Origin of the sequence: Salinicola sp. LHM (assembly GCF_034479735.1) — a bacterium.
Taxonomy (GTDB): domain Bacteria; phylum Pseudomonadota; class Gammaproteobacteria; order Pseudomonadales; family Halomonadaceae; genus Salinicola; species Salinicola salarius.
In genome coordinates, this window is record NZ_CP140261.1 from 3624622 (window position 1) to 3640363 (window position 15742).

The 15742-nt window shown below is 60.3% G+C and carries 12 protein-coding genes and 1 pseudogene; 5 read left to right on the forward strand and 8 right to left on the reverse strand.

The annotated features are described in order from the left end of the window. Window positions 1-3: 3 nt before the first annotated feature. The 6 genes from R5R73_RS16490 to R5R73_RS16515 form a co-directional block, all read right to left on the reverse strand. Window positions 4-1023 carry a TRAP transporter substrate-binding protein gene (locus R5R73_RS16490; RefSeq protein WP_322528089.1) on the reverse strand — a complete coding sequence of 340 codons (1020 nt, stop codon included), beginning with the start codon at window positions 1021-1023 and terminating at the stop codon, window positions 4-6. 125 nt (window positions 1024-1148) lie between these two features. Then, the gene (locus tag R5R73_RS16495; RefSeq protein ID WP_322528090.1) at window positions 1149-2330 is read right to left on the reverse strand and encodes an alpha/beta fold hydrolase; all 1182 of its coding nucleotides are present in this window, start codon (window positions 2328-2330) and stop codon (window positions 1149-1151) included. 31 nt (window positions 2331-2361) lie between these two features. Continuing rightward, window positions 2362-3678, reverse strand: coding sequence for a short-chain fatty acid transporter (locus tag R5R73_RS16500; protein WP_322528091.1), 1317 nt, complete (start codon window positions 3676-3678; stop codon window positions 2362-2364). A 37-nt stretch (window positions 3679-3715) separates the two neighbouring features. Then, on the reverse strand, window positions 3716-4933 hold the full coding sequence (gene pcaF, locus R5R73_RS16505) for a 3-oxoadipyl-CoA thiolase (RefSeq protein ID WP_322528092.1): 1218 nt from the start codon (window positions 4931-4933) through the stop codon (window positions 3716-3718). Beyond that, the gene (locus R5R73_RS16510; RefSeq protein ID WP_322528093.1) at window positions 4930-5742 is read right to left on the reverse strand and encodes a CoA-transferase subunit beta; all 813 of its coding nucleotides are present in this window, start codon (window positions 5740-5742) and stop codon (window positions 4930-4932) included. Before R5R73_RS16510 ends, pcaF begins: the two co-directional genes overlap by 4 nt. Then, a complete protein-coding gene (locus R5R73_RS16515) occupies window positions 5739-6557 on the reverse strand; it encodes a CoA transferase subunit A (RefSeq protein ID WP_322528094.1) in 819 nt (272 codons plus the stop codon). Before R5R73_RS16515 ends, R5R73_RS16510 begins: the two co-directional genes overlap by 4 nt. 541 nt (window positions 6558-7098) lie before the next feature. Here R5R73_RS16515 and R5R73_RS16520 point away from each other — a divergent pair. The 5 genes and pseudogenes from R5R73_RS16520 to R5R73_RS16540 all read left to right on the forward strand — a co-directional run. Next, window positions 7099-8155: pseudogene (locus R5R73_RS16520) on the forward strand (IS3 family transposase); the annotation flags it as partial. A 409-nt stretch (window positions 8156-8564) separates the two neighbouring features. Continuing rightward, window positions 8565-9266, forward strand: coding sequence for an FAD-dependent monooxygenase (locus R5R73_RS16525; RefSeq protein ID WP_322528095.1), 702 nt, complete (start codon window positions 8565-8567; stop codon window positions 9264-9266). Window positions 9267-9355: 89 nt separating this feature from the next. Next, the gene (gene istA / locus R5R73_RS16530) at window positions 9356-10879 is read left to right on the forward strand and encodes an IS21 family transposase (protein WP_416221188.1); all 1524 of its coding nucleotides are present in this window, start codon (window positions 9356-9358) and stop codon (window positions 10877-10879) included. Then, complete coding sequence (istB, locus tag R5R73_RS16535; protein ID WP_322527534.1) at window positions 10872-11645, forward strand: IS21-like element helper ATPase IstB; 774 nt, start codon at window positions 10872-10874, stop codon at window positions 11643-11645. Before istA ends, istB begins: the two co-directional genes overlap by 8 nt. A 65-nt stretch (window positions 11646-11710) precedes the next feature. Continuing rightward, entirely contained in the window at window positions 11711-12973 is a 1263-nt protein-coding gene (locus tag R5R73_RS16540; RefSeq protein WP_322529618.1) for an FAD-dependent monooxygenase, read from the forward strand. 165 nt (window positions 12974-13138) lie between these two features. On the opposite strand, the gene R5R73_RS16545 is transcribed toward R5R73_RS16540, so the two are convergent. Then, complete coding sequence (locus R5R73_RS16545) at window positions 13139-13609, reverse strand: MarR family transcriptional regulator (RefSeq protein ID WP_322528096.1); 471 nt, start codon at window positions 13607-13609, stop codon at window positions 13139-13141. A 333-nt stretch (window positions 13610-13942) separates the two neighbouring features. Further along, window positions 13943-15277 (reverse strand): adenylosuccinate lyase family protein, encoded by a 1335-nt coding sequence (locus R5R73_RS16550; RefSeq protein ID WP_322528097.1) that lies wholly within the window; start codon window positions 15275-15277, stop codon window positions 13943-13945. Between the last annotated feature and the right edge of the window lie 465 nt (window positions 15278-15742).

Genomic DNA, 15742 nt, shown 5'->3' on the forward strand with positions numbered 1-15742 from the left:
CGGCTATTGCTTGCAGGACTGGGCTGCATCCATCGCAGCCTGGTAGACGTCACGCGCCTGATCGAGGCCTCGCGATTCGAGATCGCTCAGATAGATTTCTATGCCATCCTTGAGCGGCTTCTGCCAGTCCGGATTTTCCAGTGGATTGTCGATCACATTGATGGTGTCACCTTTCTCCACGGCATTCTTGCGGCCCGCTTCGTCCTCGGCAGCGAATACCTGGCCGGCGTTCTCGGCCCACTTCATGCCCGAGTTATCGTCGATCGCCTTCTTCTGCTCCGGCGACAACGATTCGTAGGTGTTCTTGTTCATGGTGGCGACGAAAATCAGCGTATAGAACGGTACCTGGGTGTGATAGTTGAGCTGTTCGCCCAACTGGAAGCTCTTGACGCCCTCCCAGGGAATGCTCAACCCATCGATCACCCCACGCTGCAGCGAGGTATAGATATCCGGCGCGGGCATACCCACCGGCTGTGCGCCCATGTTCTTCATGATATCGCCGGCCACCGCGGTGGGACGCCGCATGCGCAGCCCCTCGAGATCGCTGGGCTTCTGTATGTCGGTGTCCTTCGTGTGCAGGTAGCCCGGCCCGGTGGTGAACATGAACAGCACGTGGGAATCGTCGTACTCATCGCTCAGCCGGCCATCGTCGTAAAGCGTCTGCAGCACGCAGGCACCCTGCGGAGCCGATTCGGCAACGCCCGGCAGCTCGACGACCTGGCTGAGCGGAAAGCGCCCGTTGGTATAACCTTGGGCGGTGATGCCAATGTCGGCAATGCCGTTGACAGCGGCATCGTAGGTCTCGTCGGCCTGGCTCAAGGTCTGCGAGGGGAAGTTCTGAACCTTGAGCGAGCCGCCCGACTCCTCTTCGACGGCCTTGGCCCACTTTTCGAAGATTTGCTGGTTGATGGCGGAACCACTTGGCCAGAAATGCGACATGCGCAGCGTGGTGTCGGCGTGGGCGGCAGCGGCCGCTCCGGCTACCGAGAGCGCAAGAATGGTGCGAGCAAAGATGCGGTTCATGGTTGAGTTCCCTGTTATTCGGCGGCTTTCGATATTCGACTTACACCTTTGCGGCTCAGCCACACTTCGTCTATTAGACGAACGTTAGTTCGCTTGGCGAATTCCATGAAGGCCGAATGCCTTCGCTAGCTCCCCTCTCCCCAACCCAGCTGCTTGGCCAGCGAGAATGCGTGATTGGCTGCCGGAACGCCGGCGTAGATGGCCACGTGCATCAGTACTTGGCGAAGCTCGGTTTCACTCAGACCGATGCGCTTGGCGGTCTTGAGATGCAGCACCAGTTCCTCCCGCCCCAGCGCAGCCAAGATGCCGGTAGTGATCATACTGCGTTCCCGCCGGGTCAGGTCGTTGTTACTCCACAACTCGCCCCAGGCCAGCCGTGTAATCATCTGCTGGAAGGGCGCGTCCAGGCTGGTGGCATTCTCCGTCGAACGGGCGACATGTTCTTCGCCGAGCACCTGCTTGCGAGTCTCCAGACCGGTCGAGTAATCGACGCCGCGCTCGCCGACATCGCCAAGCTCCACCGCCAATGTCGCCAGCAGTAAAGCCGCGAACCGTTCTGGCGCTTCCACCGAGGGCACGTGCCCGACACCTTCTAAGATCTCCAGCGGTGCGCCGTCGCACTCCGCAGCCAATGCTTCGAGCGTCGTCGGCGGGGTCGCCGCATCTTCGCGGCCACCCAGCAAACGGATCGACACCCGCTTGCCCTGCAGGCGCCCGGTGAACGTATCTCGCCCCAGCATCTCGCACAGCCGGGCGTAGGACTCGGCGTCGCCGCGCCCCATCTGAACGCACCATCCGTCCTTGAGCGCCGGATCGGCCTCGAGGCGTGCCGGCGCGAACCATCGCGGCACGATCTCACCGGCCATCGCTGCCAGCCCTTCGACACGTACGCGTCCGGCTCGGGTGTTCCACAGCTCAGCACTGCCGATCACCGCGCCGGTATTGGTCAGGGTGGCCGTCAGCAGGCGCTCACCATGCGCAGCGATCAACTGTTGACCGATGACGCCACCGATCGAGGTGCCGACGAAGTGGAAGCGCTCCACGCCAGCGAGCTTCACCAGCGCCAGTGCTTCGGAGACCAGCAGCGCCGGTGTTATTGCTCCGCCGTCCGCCGGCCAGGCCTGACTGGCACCGTGCCCCGGCAGATCCCAGGTCAGCACGCGATAGCGCGGCAGCAGTTGTGGCAACAGGTCGTCCCACACCGCCTGAGTCATTCCGAGTGGATGGGCCAGAACCACCAGCGGGTTGACCTCGGCACCCAGCAGTCGGTAGGCAACGGTACGCTCTTCAACGTTGGCAAAAGGCATGTCGCGCTCCTCGAGAAGTCAGTATTTCCTGTCAGGCGAAGGTCGCCAGCGCCACGAAAGTGCCGGCAATCGCCACGCCGGATATCACCAGCCAGATCAACAAGTAGCCCATGATGTCACGCGCTGACAGCCCGGCGACGCCCAGTAGCGGCAGCGCCCAGAAGGGTTGGATCTGGTTGGTCCAGCCGTCACCCCAAGTGAACGCCATGATCGTGCGAGCGGGATCGGCACCGATAGCGGCCGCGGCCTGCATCATGATCGGCCCCTGGATAGCCCACTGACCGCCGCCGGAGGGAATGAAGAAGTTCACCGCGCCAGCTGAAAGAAACGTCCACAACGGGAAAGTTTCCGGTGTCGCCAATGAGATGATCATTTCCGAAAACTGGGTCACAAGGCCAGCATTGGTCATCATTCCGGCAATCCCGGCATAAAGCGGAAACTGCACGATGATGCCACGCGCCGCGCCGACCGCCTTCTCGACGGCACCGAGATAGGCAGCCGGACTGTTATGCAGCAACAGACCCAGCGTCAGAAAGATCAGGATTACGGTATTGAGGTTGAGACTGAATCCCTGATCGATTACCTGGTCGATCAGATAGGCTGCCGCCAACAGGCCCATGAACAGCGTCGGCAGACGGCTATTCTCGATGCGATCGGAAAAACTGCCATCGTGGCGAGCATCCGACTCGGTCTCCTTGTCGTCGGCATCTGAGGTTTCCAGACGCACGACCTTGTCGGGCTGTTTCTGCAACAGGAAAAACAGCACCAGCAATCCTAGCAGCGCCAGAGTGAGAAGGATGTTCCAGCTCGAATAGAGCGTTTCGGAGACCGGCACGATGCCGATGGCATCCTCCATGAAGTGCCCCGGCGTGGCGATGACCAGCGGAATCGAGGAGGACGGACCACGCACCAGCTCGCCACCATAGGCGGCGGCAACCAGCAACGGGAAATGAATCGCGACCCGGCGCCCCATCTCGCGGGCCAGAATCGCCCCCGCGACCATACCGAAGCCCCAGTTGAGGTAGTAGCAGACAAAACTGACCACGATCGTCAGCACCAGCGCCTGGCGAGGCGTACTGGCCTGCCGCGTTAGCCCGCTCAACAGCTGCTGCATCACTGGCGTCAGCGCCAGCACATAGCCGGTCAACAGCACCAGCACCATCTGCATGCCGAACTTGAACAGCGACGAAAAGCCGTCGCCCCAGTAACCGGCCATTGCTATCGGCGATTGGCCCCCCAGCGTCACGCCGAGAACAAAGACAATAGCGGTCAGAATCACCGCCAGTACGAACGCACTGGGCAGATAACGCTGAACGATACGCACCGAAAATCGCGTAACTGCTTCCATTGAAACCTTTTCCCCAAAATCGATCTATCGACGCCGATCACATCCGCTCTATGACGGTAGCGATCCCCTGCCCAACGCCGATACACATGGTGCACAACGCGAAGCGACCACCTTTCTGCTGCAGTTCGTGCATGGCGCTGGTGATGATGCGTCCGCCCGACATGCCAAGCGGGTGGCCTAGCGCAATCGCGCCGCCGTTGGGGTTGACGCGCGGATCGTTGTCGTCGAGACCGAGTTCGCGCAGACACGCCAGCGACTGGGAGGCAAAGGCTTCATTCAGTTCGATGTGATCGAGCTGATCCAGCGTCATGCCCAAGCGCTTGAGCAACTTCTGCGAAGCGGGCACCGGACCGATACCCATGATGCGCGGCTCGACGCCAGCAGTAGCCATGCCGTGAATGCGCGCCATTGGCACCAGGTTGTAACGCTTCACCGCCGCCTCGCTGGCGACGATCATTGCCACCGCGCCGTCGTTGACACCGGAGGCGTTGCCGGCGGTAACGGTGCCGGCAACGCTGGAACCAGCGGCACGGAACGGTGTGGGCAGCTTGGCGAGCTTCTCCAGGCTGGTCTCGCGCGGGTGTTCATCGGTATCGAAGATCAGCGGCTCTTGCTTACGGCGCGGGATCTCGAGCGGCTCGATCTCCAGCGCCAGGCGGCCACTGTCCTGAGCGAGCTTGGTCTTGCGCTGCGAATCAAAAGCGAACTGATCCTGATCCTCCCGCGAGATCTTGAACTGCTCGGCGACGTTTTCCGCCGTTTCCGGCATCGAGTCGACGCCGTACTGCGCTTTCAGCAGTGGGTTGATGAAGCGCCAGCCGATGGTGGTGTCTTCCATGACCTGGGTGCGCGAGAAGGCGGTCTCGGCCTTGCCGACAACGAACGGCGCCCGCGACATCGACTCGACCCCGCCGGCCAGCATCAGCTCGGCTTCGCCGGCGCGAATCGCCCGCGCTGCGGTGCCGATCGCATCCATGCTCGAACCGCACAGGCGGTTGATGGTTGATCCCGGCACGTTGGTGGGCAGCCCGGCCAGCAACAATGACATGCGCGCGACGTTGCGGTTGTCTTCGCCGGCCTGATTGGCGCAGCCCATGATGACGTCGTCGATAGCGGCGGGATCGAGATCCGGCGCCTGCCGCAACACGGCTTCGAAGATGCGCGCCGCCATGTCGTCGGGTCGGAGCGATGACAGCGCACCGCCGAACTTGCCGACGGCGGTACGACGCGGGTGGCACAGATAGACGTCGTTCATGCCTTGGCCCCTTTGTCTGCCTGATCGCCCGCATGGTGGCGATCGGTGCGCGCCTTGAGCTCGCGCAGAATCGTCAGTTCAGTCTCATCAGGTTCCGGCGTCGACTCGAGCGTGTCGGCGAAGCGAATCTCCCAGCCGGTCGCCTCCTGCACCTGCTCGCGAGTGACGCCGGGATGCAACGAGACCACTACCAGTTCCTTGGTCTCGGGGTCCGGCTTCATCACGCATAGATCGCTGATGACGCGGGTCGGCCCGCGGCCGATGTTGGGCAGACCGTCACGCGCGGTCCCGTCGCGGCCGAAGCCGACCGTGGTGACGAAATCCACCGCTTCGACGAAGGTGCGTTTGGAGTGCTTGACCGTAATGAACACTTCCCGGGCATTGGTCGCGATCTCCGGCGCCCCGCCGCCGCCCGGCAGGCGCACCTTGGGCTCGCGGTAATCGCCGATCAGGGTGGTATTGAGATTGCAGTAGCGATCGATCTGCGCGGTGCCCAAAAAGCCGACGTCGACGTGGCCGCCCTGCAGCCAGTAGCGAAACATTTCGGGCACCGAGACCGTGGTCAGCGCGGTCTCGCATAGCTCGCCATCACCGATCGACAGCGGCAGCACGTTGGGCCGGGTCTGCAAGGTGCCGGATTCGTAGATCAACACCACCTCCGGAGCGTGCGTCAGGCGCGCGAGATTGGACGCCTCGCTGGGCAGGCCAATGCCTACGAAGCAGGTAGAGCCGTTGCTCAGCGCCCGGGAGGCGGTCACGGTCATCATTTCGGCGGCGGTATAAGGTCGAGTGACAGTCGTATCGCTCATGCGTCGTCTCCCTGACTGAAGACATGGTCCTGAAGCCACGTATCGAAGGTTTCGCGATCGCGGGCGATGGCATCCCAGGCCTTGTAGAAGGCGTTATCCCGGGGGTAATAGCCGTGGGCGTAGGAAGGGTAGGCACCGTGTTTTGCCACCACGATGGCATCGATCGCCCAGCCCGGGATCACGCAAGCGTTGGGGCCGGCGGCGAGATCGTCGACGATCTCCTCGACCGTGACGATACTGCGCCCGGCCGCCAGCACGACTTCCTTCTGCACGCCAATGATGCCCTCGACCAGTACGTTGCCCTGGCGGTCGGCCCGTTGCGCGTGAACGATGCCCACGTCCGGACGAACCGACGGCACCGCCGCCAGACGTTCGCCACTGAACGGACATTCAATGAACTGGATCTGGGGATTGACCTTGGGCAGATCGCTGCCGACATAGCCGCGCAGTACCGCCAGCGGTAGCCCGGCGGCGCCGGCTTCGAACGCACATGCCATGGCCGCATGGCTGTGTTCGAAGATCTCGACCGGATGGGGATAGCCCTTCTCGACCGCATCGCGCAGCCGATGCAGCGAGCCGACGCCAGGATTGCCGCCCCAGGAAAAGATCAGCCGCTTGGCGCAACCGGCGCCGATCATCTGGTCGTAGAGCAGATCCGGCGTCATCCGGATCAGCGTGAGATCACGTTTGCGCTGACGGATCACTTCATGACCGGCGGCAAAGGGAATCAGATGGGTAAACCCTTCCATGGCAAGGGTCGCGCCATCCTCGACGTAACGCGCAACAGCGTCGCGCAGAGAGAGAAATTCAGCCATGTGCGTTCGACTCTCGATGATGTTCGCTAAACGAACACAGGTTTGTGATACGAACAAACTATCGTCTCGATCCCCTGCGGTCAAACGAGGCAAAAGCGAAAAACCTCACCGTCAAAGATTCTCTGAAAGCAATAATGACTAATTAATCAATTACTTAGCCATTACTTAACAGTCATCTCATAGGACTTCGCACTATGTGATTACGACTAATGTATAACGTGCGATGGGGTTTTTGAGCCCATCGACGACCTCTGTCGCTACTCGGATATGGCCAACCAGAGGCGATACCAGCCTTGGCGCAGGTGCATACCGCCCTTTCCTTGGTAATAGGACCGGTTGTAGTGTTCAACTGGTCCCGGGCAGTGGATTGGTTTTTCTTCCGCACGAGCGGGCGGCATGTCACCGTTGTACTGATGAGGACGCAGCCAGTTGTAACGTTTCATCAGATAGAAGCTAATACCCTGCTGAGCTTCCTGCGCTGACCTGACCTGCCACGGGATTTTCCTCGTCGATTAGAGTCCGACCTAACTAAGGACGGACAATGAAGCGAACGAGATTCACGGAAGAGCAGATCATCGGCATCCCGCATCCCGTCGGAGCACCAAGCCGGTGCGAAATGCGCGGACCTGTGCCGCAAGTACGGCATGTCAGAAGACACCTTCTACAACTGGAAATCCAAGTTCGGCGGCATGACCGTGCCAGAAGCCAAACGGCTGAAGCGCTCGAGGACGAGAATGCCAAGCTGAAGAAGCTACTCGGCGAGCAGATGCTCGACCTGGCAGCGATGAAGGAGCTGCGCTCAAAAAAGTGGTGACGCCCGTCGCGAAGCGGGAAGCCGTCTCGCATCTGAGGCTATCGCTTGGACTCTCCGAGCGCCGGGCCTGTCGGCTAGCCGGAGCGGATTGCAGGATGATTCGCTACGTCTCTCGCCGCGCCTCGGATACAACGCTGCGTGATCGGCTGCGAGAGCTGGCCCACGAGCGCCGTAGGTTCGGCTATCGGCGCCTCTTCGTCCTGCTGCGTCGCGAGGGTGAACTTTCTGGCATCAACCGAATTTATCGGCTCTATCGCGAGGAAGGGCTAACGGTGCGCCAACGAAAGGCCCGACGTAAAGCCGTCGGGACACGGGCGCCAATCCTGGTCGAGCCGCGCGCCAACGCGCGGTGGTCACTGGATGTCCACGACCAATTTACCCATGGCCAGCGCTTCCAAGTGCTCAATGTGGTCGATGACGTCACCCGTGAGTGCCTTGCCGCTATCCCGGACACCTCGACCTCAGGGCGGCGAGTCGCTCGTGAATTAACAGCCTTGATCGAGCGCCACGGAAAGTCTTGAATGATCGTCTCGGATAACGGCACGGAGCTGACTTCCCATGCAATCCTGTGTTGGTGCACCGAGCACCGAATCGAATGGCGCCACATCGCACCGGGCAAGCCGATGCAGAACAGCTTCTTGGAGAGCTTCAACGGCCAGATGTGGGACGAACTTCTCAACGAGACCCTGTTCGGGAACCTGGCTCATGCGCGAGTCGTGATCGCTGCCTGGGCGAATGACTACAATACGGAACGTCGCACTCGGCGCTGGGCTATGAAACGCCAGGGGCTATGAAACGCCAGCAGCTTATGCGCAGGCTCTCACAAGCGTGCCTATTGGCACGAACGCTGATCGGACTCCAATAGCTGCCGGATGAAAGTTCAGTGGCAGGTCACTCCTGATGCAGCAGGTGAAAAATTCCTGTTTGGTGTACGCCGTCCCGAGCCCGCAAACAGATCAATCTCGCCCAGCACTATCTGCTCTCTGCAGCATGTTGAACATTAGGGGCTTGGCAGGTGATACGCACCTTCAGACAAGCCCGAGCGTTGAGTCGCTCAATCAATGGAATCTCAACTATCGTTGTGACATCGTCGTTTGATTGGCAAAACGTCTAATTGCATGCACCACGATTAATCACAATAGTGATCAATATTCTTAGAACAGCCCATCGACATGTTCCTGTAGAGGTATCCCATGCAATTTCATCTCAACGGCCTTCAAACCGGTGACCCCGCCATTCATGACGCTAACGGTGAGTCCGCTGACACTGATCGGCTATCCAAGGAAGTTGATGTCCTGATAGTCGGAAGCGGTCCGGCAGGCCTGACCTTGGCGGCACAGCTGTCAGCTTTCCCAGAAATCAAGACGCTTATCGTTGAGCAGAAGGATGGCCCTCTGAAGCTTGGCCAGGCAGATGGCATCGCCTGCCGAACCATGGAAATGTTTGAGGCCTTCGGCTTCAGCGAGCGGGTGCTGAAGGAGGCCTGTTGGATCAGCGAGACAGTATTCTGGAAGCCGGATGAGACTAACCGGCAAAACATTGTTCGCAGCGGCCGAATCCAGGACACCGAAGACGGGCTTTCCGAGTTTCCTCATGTAGTACTCAACCAGGCACGGGTTCATGACTTCTATCTGGATGTAATGCGCCATTCTCCCTCCCGACTGAGGCCCCACTACTCCCGTCGGTTAGTGGACCTTGAAATCGACCCAGACAAGTCTGCGGCTGTAACGCTCGGTGCGGTCGACTATCCAGTAAAGGCGGTCCTTGAACGCACTGACCTGGCTAATGAAGGAGAAAGGGAAACCGTACGTGCTCGCTATGTGGTGGGTTGCGACGGGGCACGTAGTGCAGTTCGGAATTCGCTGGGACGCTCTCTACATGGCGATTCCGTATAGAGCGACAATTACTCTGGCCGGCCGACGACAACTACTGTGACCGGTTGCCCTAAGCTTGACCGCTTGTCCCGACCCACCAGGGAGCCGGTATGGCGGTCACCAGCCAACAGGTCACGCTCTATATGTCGCAACGTCAACAAGGCCAGACCCAGGAGGTCGCCGCCGCCAAGGCCGGCCTCTCCGTCAGAACCGCTCGCCGCCTCGAACGCCGGGCCGAGTCCTCCGAGCCGCCGGCATCACGGCACTGGCGAACCCGGCCCGACCCCTTCGCCGATGTGTGGGAGACCACGCTCGTCCCCCAGCTGGCCGCCGCCCCGGGCTTGCAGGCACTGACCCTGCTGGAGTGGTTGCAGGAGCAGCACCCCGGCCAGTACCCGGACAGCCTGCTGCGAACCCTGCAGCGCCGGGTCAAGGGCTGGCGAGCCGCGCACGGCCCGGAGAAAGAGGTAATGTTCCCGCAAACCCATGGCCCCGGGCTGCGCGGCCTCTCCGACTTCACCGAGCTCAAGGGGATTGTCATTACCGTGGCAGGGGAGCTGCTTGATCACCGGCTCTACCACTTCCGCCTGGCCTACAGCGGCTGGTGTTATGTCCGGGTGGTGCTCGGTGGCGAGAGCTACCCGGCGCTGGCTGAAGGCCTGACCCGTGCGCTGGAGCGGCTTGGCGGTGTCCCCGCGGAGCACCGCACCGACAGCTTGTCGGCGGCCTTCCGCAACCTCGGCCGGGAGGCGGAAGCCGACCTCACCGAGCGTTATGCTGCCCTGTGCGCTCACTACGGCATGACGGCCACCCGTAATAACCCAGGGCGCGGCCATGAAAACGCCAGCATCGAGTCGCCACATGGCCACTTCAAGCGGCGCCTGCAACAGCGCCTGACGCTGCGCGGCTCCCAGGACTTCGCTAGCCTCGATGACTACCAGGCCTTCCTCGATGAGGTGACCACCGCGATCAACCGCCGCAACGCGGCCCGGATCACCGTCGAGCGTGGCGCGCTGCAGCCACTGCCCAGCCGGCCCGGTACCGACTACAGCGAGGTGACGGTGCGCGTCACTACCTCCAGCACCATCCAGGTGCGCAAGGTGCTCTACTCGGTGCCGTCCCGGCTGATCGGCGAGAACCTGCGGGTGCACCTTTACGATGATCGCTTGGTGCTGCATCACGCACAGCAAGCATTGCTGACGCTGAGGCGGCTGCATGCCACGCCGGAAAGCGGCCGGTTGCGGGTCATCGATTACCGCCATGTGATCGGCTGGCTGGTCCGCAAGCCCCGGGCGCTGGCGGGGCTGACGTTCCGCGACGACCTGTTGCCGAGTGCGGAGTGGCGCGAGCTGTACGCCCGGCTGACCGCCGCCTTGCCGGTCGCCGAGGCCTGCAAGCGCATCGTTGGCGCTCTGGCGTTGGCCGCCGAGCAGGACCAGGCCGAGGCGATCGCCAGTTACTGGCTGGGCGCCCTGGCGCGCGGGAAGAGCCCGACGCTGGCCGAGCTCCAGGCCCGCTTCGCCGCCACGCCGAGCGCCACGCTGGTTTTCCCCCAGGTGACTCAGCATGACATCGCCAGCTACAACCATCTGGTGCCCAGCGTGCCGACCACAGAGGTGTGCTGCCATGCCTGATGCCCAGACGCTGCCGCTGCTACTGCGACAGCTCCGCCTGCCCACCATGGCCGCCTGCTGGCCCCAGCTGGAAACCCGCGCCCGAGCCGAAAACTGGAGCCTGCCACAAACACTGGCCGCCCTATGCGAGCACGAGCTGGCCGAGCGTGAGCGACGCCGGCTGGCCCGGCACCTCAAGGAGGCCCGGCTGCCGGTGGGCAAGACGCTGGAGTCCTTCGAGTTCGACGCCATCGCGGCCGAGCAGCGCCAGCAACTGAGCGCCTTGGCCGGCGACACGCAGTGGGTCGACCAGGCTCACAACCTGCTGCTGTTTGGGCCCTCCGGCGTCGGCAAGAGCCACGTGGCGGCCGGGCTCGGGCATACGCTGGTCGACCAGGGTTACCGGGTGCGCTACGCCACCGCCTCAAGCCTGGTCCAGGAGCTCCAGGCTGCCAAGCAGGCACTGCGCCTGAGCGACGCCCTGATCAAGCTCGACAAGTACGCCGTGCTGGTGATCGACGATATCGGCTACGTCCAACGCAGCGAGGCCGAGACGTCAGTGCTGTTCGAGCTGATCGCCCATCGCTACGAGTCGGCCAGCCTGATCATCACCGCCAACCAGCCGTTCAGCGCCTGGGACAGTATCTTCCCCGACAGCATGATGGCCGTGGCCGCCATCGACCGGTTGGTGCACCACGCCACGCTGATGGAGCTGAGCGGGGAGAGCTACCGTAAGCGTGCTTATCAACGACAATTACAAGGAGGAAAAGCTGGGTCGTCGGACTGACGACAACTACCCCACCCAACCGGCCATTTTAATTGTCGCCAAGCGGCCAAAGTAGTTGACGTCGCATAGATTCCGCCAATCAGGCCTGGGGAGTTATGGATGTACTGGCAGTGACGGATTTTCCAGATATCCGCATGAAGGCGGCGATTCACTCCGCCAATGAAGGCAATATCCTGGTTATTCCTCGGGAAGGTGGTTACTTGGTGCGGCTGTATATCGAGCTCGACAAGCTCAAAGAGGACGAACGAGTCGCTAACCGCAACATTACTTCCGATCAACTGGTGGCCGCGGCGCGGCGCATCCTGCATCCCTATACTTTAGACGTGAAAGAGATCGCTTGGTGGTCGGTATACGAGATTGGGCAGCGTCTGTGTGAAAAATTCGATGATGTCCCGGCAGAAGCAGTTAACGATCGCTTGCCTCATGTATTTATCGCCGGGGACGCTTGCCACACTCATAGCCCGAAAGCGGGCCAGGGCATGAATATCTCGATGCGGGATACATTCAATTTAGGATGGAAACTGGCTTCAGTACTCCTGGGACGGTGCTCTCCGCAGATCCTGCATACCTATACAACGGAACGTCAGACCGTGGCGAAGGAGTTGATCGATTTCGATCGAGAGTTTGCCAAGATGTTCAGCGCCCCACCCAAGGGATCGCCCGAAGACAAGGGCAACGGCATTGATCCGGCGGAATTTCAGAAATACTTCGTACAGCAGGGGCGTTTTACAGCGGGGACAGCAATCCAGTATTACCCTTCGCTTATCTCCGTCGAACCGACCTATCAGCATCTCGCAAAAGGTCTTGAAATCGGTAAACGCTTTCATTCTGCACCGGTCATCCGCTTGGCGGATGCCAAGCCTATTCATCTGGGCCATACGGTAAAGGCAGATGGTCGCTGGCGGCTTTTCCTCTTCGCGGGGTCAGGTGATCCCACCAAGATAGATTCGGCTATTTATCTTCTGTGTAAGTTCCTCTGCGAATCATCGGACTCGCCTATCAGACGTTATACACCATCAGGTGCAGATATTGATTCGGTGATCGACGTGCGCGCTATTTGCCAGCAGAGTTTTAGGAAGCTCTCTCTCGATGTCTTCCCGGCCATGCTATGGCCTAGGAAAGGACGCTATGGTCTACATGACTACGAGAAGGTATTTTGCCCAGACCTGAAGAGTGGCCAAGATATCTTTGATATGCGGGCCATTGAACGGGAAAAAGGGTGCATGGTGATCGTGAGGCCGGATCAGCACATTGCCCATGTCTTACCACTCGATGCTCATGAAGAACTAGCGGCATTCTTCGCTGGCTTTATGCTCGATGCAGACTGACATATGCGTCTTGGCCCAAGGGCTGACTCGGTTCATGGTAATCTCTGGGCAGAGAGCGCATCGGCTCTCGCTCAGCTTATTGAGCGCTCCGCTGGCTATTCTTAGTAGCAGCGGTATTGTTGGCCTCAATAGCAGCGCCTTCCGGCTTAAAGACGCTATTTTCTATTAACCAGTATCCTTTATCGGCACCCGACTAAGCTCATTGTTGGTATCCGCCATCTTTCGTAGAAGTTTGCTCAAAATTTCCCGCTCATCGTCGTCGAGTGGTGCAAGAATGTCCTTTTGGGTCTCTCTGACGGCTGTTTCGGCATCATGGCGCAGGCTGCGTCCAACATCGGAGAGAGTGACCAGCATCGAGCGTCGGTCCTCCGGGTTGCGGCGTCGTGTGACCAGACCTCGCTCCTCAAGCTTGCGCACCACCACGGCCACCGTGTTGCGATCTAGCGCCGTGAAGCCGCCAAGCGTGATTTGATCTAGCGCCCCCATTTCCTCCAAGGCGGAAAGAATCACGTACTGTAATTGTGTTAATCTAAAGGCTTCGCATTTCCTAAGAAAAATCGCCACACTGATCTGGTGACAACGTCTGAGAAGGTTACCCGGCAAGACATTGGCTTCGGTGAGAGGAAAATCGTTCATAGTTGGCCATCCAAAACTTGGACTACGGTCGGTCAACCCATGAGAGTGACCAGCCGGTTGGTTAGCTTGAGTAATCGAATCTAGGCCACCGTATCATGCTAAATGAGGATAAGGACCTACCTTTATTCGGATAGGCAAAATATAGAGCTGCGCAAATCGCCGGATGGCAAAGGCTTTTGGCTAACGGTATCCGCCTAGACCTTACCGAGGCCCAGCTCAACCATCTCCGGCGAATCCACGGCTTTCTTGCCAACCTAGGACGGTGTTTTTCGTACAACTTCGCAACGGACCCTTTAGTCATAACGGCTTTTATTATTTTGAATTGAAAAGCTATTAATATGAGAGACAAGAAAGCAGGCGATCCACCTGGGTTCCACTACTACCAATGTATAGGTCGATGGCCAATGCCGCGCGCACGCCATCGGCATCGAGACGGCCGACAACGTCAGGTTCTTCGAGCAGCACTTCAGCGTAATCGCGACGTTCGTGACGTGCCTTGTCACCGGCTCGTTGCGCCAGATCCCGCGCTTCGTCGAAATCCATGATGCGCGACAACAGACACGTCGCCGGCTCGGCCATGATCGCCCCGCCACTAAGACGCAGATTGCGGGTCATCGCTTCTTCGTGGACTTCCAGTCCTTCTATCAGCGGCATCATCGATTCCAGCGCCCCTTCCAGGCTGATCACGGCATCCAGCAGCGGCGCCCATTCAGCGTGCCACTCCCCCAAGCCCCGTTCCAGCGGCTGCGCCCCGGCGTTGAGGATCACGCCGTGATGACCGTGAATCTGGCGCGCGGCGGCACGGATGCGGGCGCAGGCGACCGGATTGCGTTTATGCGGCATCGACGAGGAACCGCCCACTCCCGGCGCGGCAGGCTCGCTGAGCTCGCCAACCTCGCTCTGGCACAGCAGCGCAATGTCCAGCGCCGTCTTCTCCGCCGCGACCGCCACGGCATCCACGGCGCCGATCAGTTCCAGAATCGGTTGGCGGTCGGTATGCCAGGGCAATACAGGTTCGGCCAGCGCCAGGATTCGCGCGAGATCGGCCATGATCGTCATCCCGCTCGCGTTCAGTCCGGAATGAACTCCCACGGCGCCGCCGAACTGCACGTAGAGCCCCGTGTCGGCCACTGTCTGCAATCGCCGTTCCGCCTGAGCCAGCCCCCAAGCCCACTGAGCGACTTTGGCGCCGAAGGTGATCGGCAGCGCCTGCTGCATCAGGGTCCGCCCGATCATCGGCGTATCCCGATGACGTCGCATCAGCTCGCCCTGCGCCTGCCGCAGCTTCGCCAGATGCGACAGGCAAGCTTGCAAGCGTGGCTTTATCAGCAGCATCAGTGCGGTATCGACGATGTCCTGACTGGTGGCGCCGTGATGAAAGGCCGGTTTGAGCCTCTCCGGCAACATCGCCTTGGCCTGTTTGACGAAAGGAATGGCGACATTGCCACCCTTGCCGACATCATCCGCCAGCGCCTCGAGATCAAACGCTTCGGGCCGTAGCGCGTCGGTCATTGCCTCGGTGGTGCCTGCGGGCAGAACTCCCGCGGTTTCCTCGGCCTGGGCCAGCGCCAGCTCTACCCTGCACAGGGCGGCGACGACGCATTCGGCACGCAGGGCAACAATTCCCGTGCGACTCATGAAGGGATGGCGAAAGAAGTGATCGAACATGTGGAGTTCCTATCCGGCGCTTTTTGGCACCTGACATAATATGGCTATCAGCCTAGCGAATACACGGCTTATCAAGCGAAGCGTTTGCCGATAGTGATAGATGGGCAACACGGCATACGCATGGTCACGAGCCCGCGTGTCGGCACGACAATTTTGAATACAGGCCGTCTAGGGTGGCCATCAGTAGGCACTGCACGAAAGACCTCGTTGTAGAGTCATCGAAGCCGGCTCGCGCAATGGCTTCCAATTTGCTGTGCAGATCCCCACTCAGACAGACGGTGGCAATGGCTCGCATGATGACCTCCATGACCTCACTGTTGGCAATAACCGCTGACAGTCGGGACAGGCATGCCGGCTCGACAGATACGCTCGGCGTCCGATTGTTCGAATAGCGTCAATAAGTTCGCATTATGAACTTTCACTATCGGCGGGTGTCAAGTTCCACCCGGCGATCCGCTATCGTCG

Coding starts and splice junctions, on each gene's coding strand:
- R5R73_RS16525 (WP_322528095.1), top strand. CDS start 8,565: ATGCAATTTCATCTCAACGGCCTTCAAACCGGTGACCCCGCCATTCAT.
- R5R73_RS16490 (WP_322528089.1), bottom strand. CDS start 1,023: ATGAACCGCATCTTTGCTCGCACCATTCTTGCGCTCTCGGTAGCCGGA.
- R5R73_RS16515 (WP_322528094.1), bottom strand. CDS start 6,557: ATGGCTGAATTTCTCTCTCTGCGCGACGCTGTTGCGCGTTACGTCGAG.
- R5R73_RS16550 (WP_322528097.1), bottom strand. CDS start 15,277: ATGTTCGATCACTTCTTTCGCCATCCCTTCATGAGTCGCACGGGAATT.
- R5R73_RS16510 (WP_322528093.1), bottom strand. CDS start 5,742: ATGAGCGATACGACTGTCACTCGACCTTATACCGCCGCCGAAATGATG.
- istB (WP_322527534.1), top strand. CDS start 10,872: ATGCCTGATGCCCAGACGCTGCCGCTGCTACTGCGACAGCTCCGCCTG.
- pcaF (WP_322528092.1), bottom strand. CDS start 4,933: ATGAACGACGTCTATCTGTGCCACCCGCGTCGTACCGCCGTCGGCAAG.
- R5R73_RS16495 (WP_322528090.1), bottom strand. CDS start 2,330: ATGCCTTTTGCCAACGTTGAAGAGCGTACCGTTGCCTACCGACTGCTG.
- R5R73_RS16500 (WP_322528091.1), bottom strand. CDS start 3,678: ATGGAAGCAGTTACGCGATTTTCGGTGCGTATCGTTCAGCGTTATCTG.
- istA (WP_416221188.1), top strand. CDS start 9,356: ATGGCGGTCACCAGCCAACAGGTCACGCTCTATATGTCGCAACGTCAA.
- R5R73_RS16545 (WP_322528096.1), bottom strand. CDS start 13,609: ATGAACGATTTTCCTCTCACCGAAGCCAATGTCTTGCCGGGTAACCTT.